This is a genomic window from Bartonella sp. AC535YNZD (genome assembly GCF_042196625.1).
In the GTDB taxonomy this organism is placed as follows: Bacteria; Pseudomonadota; Alphaproteobacteria; order Rhizobiales; family Rhizobiaceae; genus Bartonella.
In genome coordinates this window covers 1-4658 of sequence record NZ_JBHIQP010000033.1, presented here as the reverse complement: position 1 = coordinate 4658, position 4658 = coordinate 1, and the positions used below count along the sequence as shown (strand labels likewise).

The 4658-nt window shown below is 43.3% G+C and carries 3 protein-coding genes; 2 read left to right on the top strand and 1 reads right to left on the bottom strand.

The window, feature by feature from the left end; translation table 11 throughout:
* A partial coding sequence (locus tag ACFIM8_RS08850; protein WP_375614806.1) for a hypothetical protein occupies positions 1-210 on the bottom strand: 210 nt, incomplete at its 3' end.
* Positions 211-851: 641 nt separating this feature from the next.
* Here ACFIM8_RS08850 and ACFIM8_RS08845 point away from each other — a divergent pair.
* Together ACFIM8_RS08845 and ACFIM8_RS08840 are read left to right on the top strand one after the other, a co-directional pair.
* Positions 852-2648: a ShlB/FhaC/HecB family hemolysin secretion/activation protein gene (locus ACFIM8_RS08845; RefSeq protein WP_375614805.1), complete on the top strand. Its 1797-nt coding sequence runs from the start codon at positions 852-854 to the stop codon at positions 2646-2648.
* 25 nt (positions 2649-2673) lie between these two features.
* Positions 2674-4658, top strand: a 1985-nt coding sequence (locus ACFIM8_RS08840) for a filamentous hemagglutinin N-terminal domain-containing protein (RefSeq protein ID WP_375614804.1), incomplete at its 3' end; no start/stop codon positions are given.

Below are 4658 nucleotides of genomic sequence, written 5' to 3'. Positions count from 1 at the left end.
TCCATCTTCATCATGCTCCTTAGCCCATTCCAAATAAGTCTGAACCTTTTCGTATTCTTGCTTTTGAAGCGGGTCGTTTGTCAAATGAGCCATGACAAGGTTTTCAAACATGGTTCCTAATTCACGGGGTGATTTTGCTCGTTGACGATAATATTCTAAGAGAGAGCGTAAAGTGACGTATTCATTATCAGACTTAATAGATTGCAGCATATTGTAATAAAAATCCCTTGCCTTATGATATGATTAATAATCATCAAAAAAATCAAAACGAATTCAATTAAATGCATTTTGAACGAATTGAGAAAAAATGTAGAAAAATGCTAAAAAAGCCGCTCTTTTTTTCAAAAAGGGTTTTTAAAGGTTGTTTATCCACAGCCCATGACATGGAATAAGATCAACAAAGTAGTGAAGTTTGCTGTTTATTTTATGGAAAAAAGACAAATGCACTATGTGCTTTAAGATATCAGAATGAGTGTTTTGATACATTTTACCACGCATTTTATAGATAGGTTTTGAAGGTTTCTCAAACCTTCAAAACCATTCGAAACTCATAGATTAGGCGTCCTTTGAAGGTTCACTCTATGAATGCAAGGGGATATGGTTGAGCAAATTTATCCTTTATATTTATGGGGATATTAATGTATTAACCATTGACAGGCTAAACAGTTTTGTTTAGAGGTTTTTCCATAGAAATGTGGGGGAGAGATCTTCAGCAGTTAAAATAAAGTGGTTTTGGGTGCCATTTTTCTTTGGTCACAGAGGCATGTGCTTTTGTTAAAAGCGTTATAGGGCAGTGGCTGTTTTGAGTGGACTTGTTAGAGGTTCCATGAAGTTCTTTTAAAGAGTGCTTCATGAATAATGCAAAGCGGGGGCAGTCTGTATTGTTTTGTGTATTTTTACGCCAAAGTTCTCTTTTGAGAATTTTTCGTGCCATTGTTGTTTTCTTTGGCTTGTTTAGTGGTGTAAATGTTTATGCGCGCTCCTCAGCTATTTTTCATTCCCCAACCGATAATTTTTCTCGCGGGTATTCAGAAAAGCAGCAATTAGAAAGAATTGAGAAATTACAGTCTTTAACGCCTAAAAGGATCAAGACGCCTTCAGAGCAAAATCCAGAAATGCTTTTGGGTGGGAAGCAATGTTTTCCCATTCATGCTGTTGTTGTTGAGGGAGTGCATCATGTCAAAAAACGCTTTATATCAGCCGTAACAGAGCCTTATGTTGGAAGATGTATTGGTCTTTTTGATATCCAGCTTTTAATCAAGCAGTTAACCAAAGTTTATTTGGATCAAGGCTATGTAACGGCGCGTTTTTACATTCCTGATCAAGATATCAAAAACAGCAAGACGCTCAAATTTGTTGTCGTTGAGGGCAAGCTCTCAGAGATTTACTATAATGGTTCACCGGCATCTCGTTATAATAATGTTGTATGGAGTGCTTTTCCTGGGCTTCAAGGTCATGTTTTGAACATGCGCGATATTGAACAGGGGCTTGATCAGATCAACCGTTTGAGTTCAGCGCACGCTCAAAGCGAACTTCTTCCAGGGCGTGAGGAAGGGAGCACCATTGTCAATATTAACAATCATCCCGATAAAACGTTCAAGGTTACTGTTTCTCATGACAATATGGGACAATCTTCCACGGGTTATGCGCGTTATAGTGCGGGCTTGAGGGTAGAAAATATTTTAGGGATGAATGATGCGTGGGATTTTAACTATCAACGCAGTGAGCCCGATTATTGGGGTGGGAGCAAGCAAGAAGGACATAGTAATAACATTTCAGCGAGTGTGAGTATTCCGTATGGTTATTGGACCTTTGGATTGAATGGCACTGTTTATAATTACCAAAGCATAATCCCTGGCAATTTTACCGATATTGAGACGACGGGGGATTCCAGTGAGTTGCACGCCAGTACAAGCAGGGTTCTTTACCGTGATAGTGTTTCCCTTACAACTTTGAATTTGGGTCTTTCTTATAAAAGAACCAACAATTACCTCCTTGGTAATAAGATTGAAGTGGGCAGCCGTCAATATAGCGTCGCCAATTTTGGCATTTCGCATTCGCGCCAGATGTTGGGGGGGACCTGGACCTTTGATGTGAGTTATTTGCAAGGGCTCCCTTTGTTTCATTCAGTAAAGAAACATGCGCCAGGGGCAGGGGATGCGGAGCCACAATTTGCCAAATTTACTGGTACGCTTAGTGTCATGACGCCTTTTAAGGTAGGGGGCTTGGACTTTATACTGAGCAATCTTTTGAGTGGTCAATATTCACCACATAATTTATTGGGTGCTGAACAGATTTCGTTGGGGGGCGCTTCCAATGTTCGTGGCACGCGTGAGAGTTTGCTTTTTGGCAATAACGGTTTTTTTAGCCGGAATGATTTGTTGCTACGCACCATTCCGTGGAGCAATCACGCGACCTTCAAAAAGGTTTTTGGTGAACTTCGCCCTTATGTTGGTTTGGATTATGGGCGTGTGTTTTCGCAAGTTTTTTATGGGATTAAGAGTGACCAGCTTGCCGGTTGGACAGCAGGTGTCAAGCTTGCGGGAGGCATGGTCTCTCTTGATGCCAGTTATTCCAGTATTTTTTGGAGCACAGTTAAGCACAAAAAATCAGGAACATTTTTTATGACATTAACAATGGAACTTTAAGCATTTTTTATTGGGGAGTTAAAGTATGAGATATGAAAAGAGAGCAGAAAGAGCAGCTTTATTAGGTGTTTTAGTCTCCAGTACGATGCTCAAAAAGGTTTTATTTGGGGGACTTGGTTTTTCTTGTTTATTCGCATCTTCAGCGTTACAGGCGCAAATTACTGTGGATCCTAACGCGAATGCCGCCCATCGTCCAGATATAGTGGCAGCGCCCAATGGGGTTCCCTCGATTGATATTGTTACCCCCAATGGCAAGGGCTTATCACACAATAAATATTACGATTTTAATATTGGCAATGCAGGTGTGATTTGGAACAATCATGCACAAGAAGTGGGGCAATCGCAGTTGGGGGGCATTATGCCGGGCAATCCGCATTTGCGCCTCACGGGTTCGGCGAAAGTGATTTTAAATGAAGTAACCAGCAGCAAGCGCAGTGCGCTTCATGGTCCAGGAGAGGTTTTTGGGAGCCCAGCCGATGTGATTATAGCCAATCCCAATGGGATAAGCTGTGATGGTTGTGGCTTTATCAATACGCCCCATGCGACTTTAACCACAGGTGTTCCCGAAATTGATGCGAGTGGTTTTTTGAAAGGCTTTGAGGTGCGAGGTGGGGACATCACCTTTGGCGCCAAGGGAGCCAATTTTTTCTCAGGCCAAGGGGCGGTTGATATTGTCGATATTGTCTCACGCACAGTGCATTTTGAAGGAGCTGTTGCGGGCAGAGAAATTGGTGTGACAGCAGGGACGGGTCACTTTGATTATGCTTCACGGGAAATGAAAGAACTGACCGATATTACCGGTAAACCGGAATATGCGATAGATGGTTCTGCTTTGGGGGCTCTACAAGCGGATCAGATTAAACTTGTGGCAACCGAAAAAGGTGTTGGGGTTCGCATGCGCCATGATATGGCAGCCAATGCGGGGCAGTTGCATCTTTCTGCTGACGGGAAAATCTCGTTGAAGAATGTTTTTGGTCATGGGGGTGTTGTCCTCAAATCGAAAAGCCAGAGCGTATTGGCAAAGCACATCACCTCGAAAAAGCATATTGATATTGCCGCCCATAAGGATGTGACGTTAGAAACGGTTGGTGCTGATGGTCATTTGAAAATAGAGGCGCAGGATGGGCTTTTATCGATTGCCGGTAAGGCAACCTCTGGGGGCGATATGGAGCTGTCTTCGCGCCAGACACTTCAAGTTTCAGGGCTAGGGTCAGGCGCTGATATGGCTCTTGAAGCGGGCGGAGACTTGAAGCTTGAGGGGATTGTTTTAGCGCAAGGGAAGCTCAAGGCGCATGCCGGTGGTGATATACAAGCCCATTTTTTAGCCGGTGGGGTTGATATGGCGGCAACGGGTGCTGCTGGTGTTATTGTTCTTGGCACCCAAGGGGATGTTGATCTCCAGAGCCGTCAAGGTGCGATTGTCGCTGAAAGTGTTTATGGAGCAGGAGATATCACCCTGGTTTCTCATAACAGGCTATCTGTTTCTCAAACAATTCTGTCGCATCAAAATGTTGCCATTCAAGCACAACCAGCAACAAATGCTCCCGTTCATTTTGGGCAACTTTTAGCCTATGGCAAGGCAAATATTGAGGGTGGGGCGGTTGACTTTTCTTCGCTGATGACGGGTGAAGAAGCTGTTTTAAAGGTTGGCAGCCTTGATGCAGGCACACTGATGACAGGTGTCGTTTCTACGGGCGGTTCAGGGGATCTTGTTTTAGATGAAAAGGGCTTTCTTTTGATTACAGCAAAAGAAGGGGTGAAGGTTGGTCAGATTGCCAGTGGTGGCAATATTGAAATTTTTGCAGGCAACGACATCTATTATGATCAGGTCATAGGCTATGGCAACGCAACATTGACATCGGTATCAGGAGAGATCAGTGTTGAGAATGTGTTGTCTGCTGAGGGGGATGTGAGATTGACGGCAAACACTCTCGATTTAAGCAATAATCGTTCTCATATTTACACGCCGCAAACGCTGTATTTAATTGCAGATCATATTGATGTCTCAGA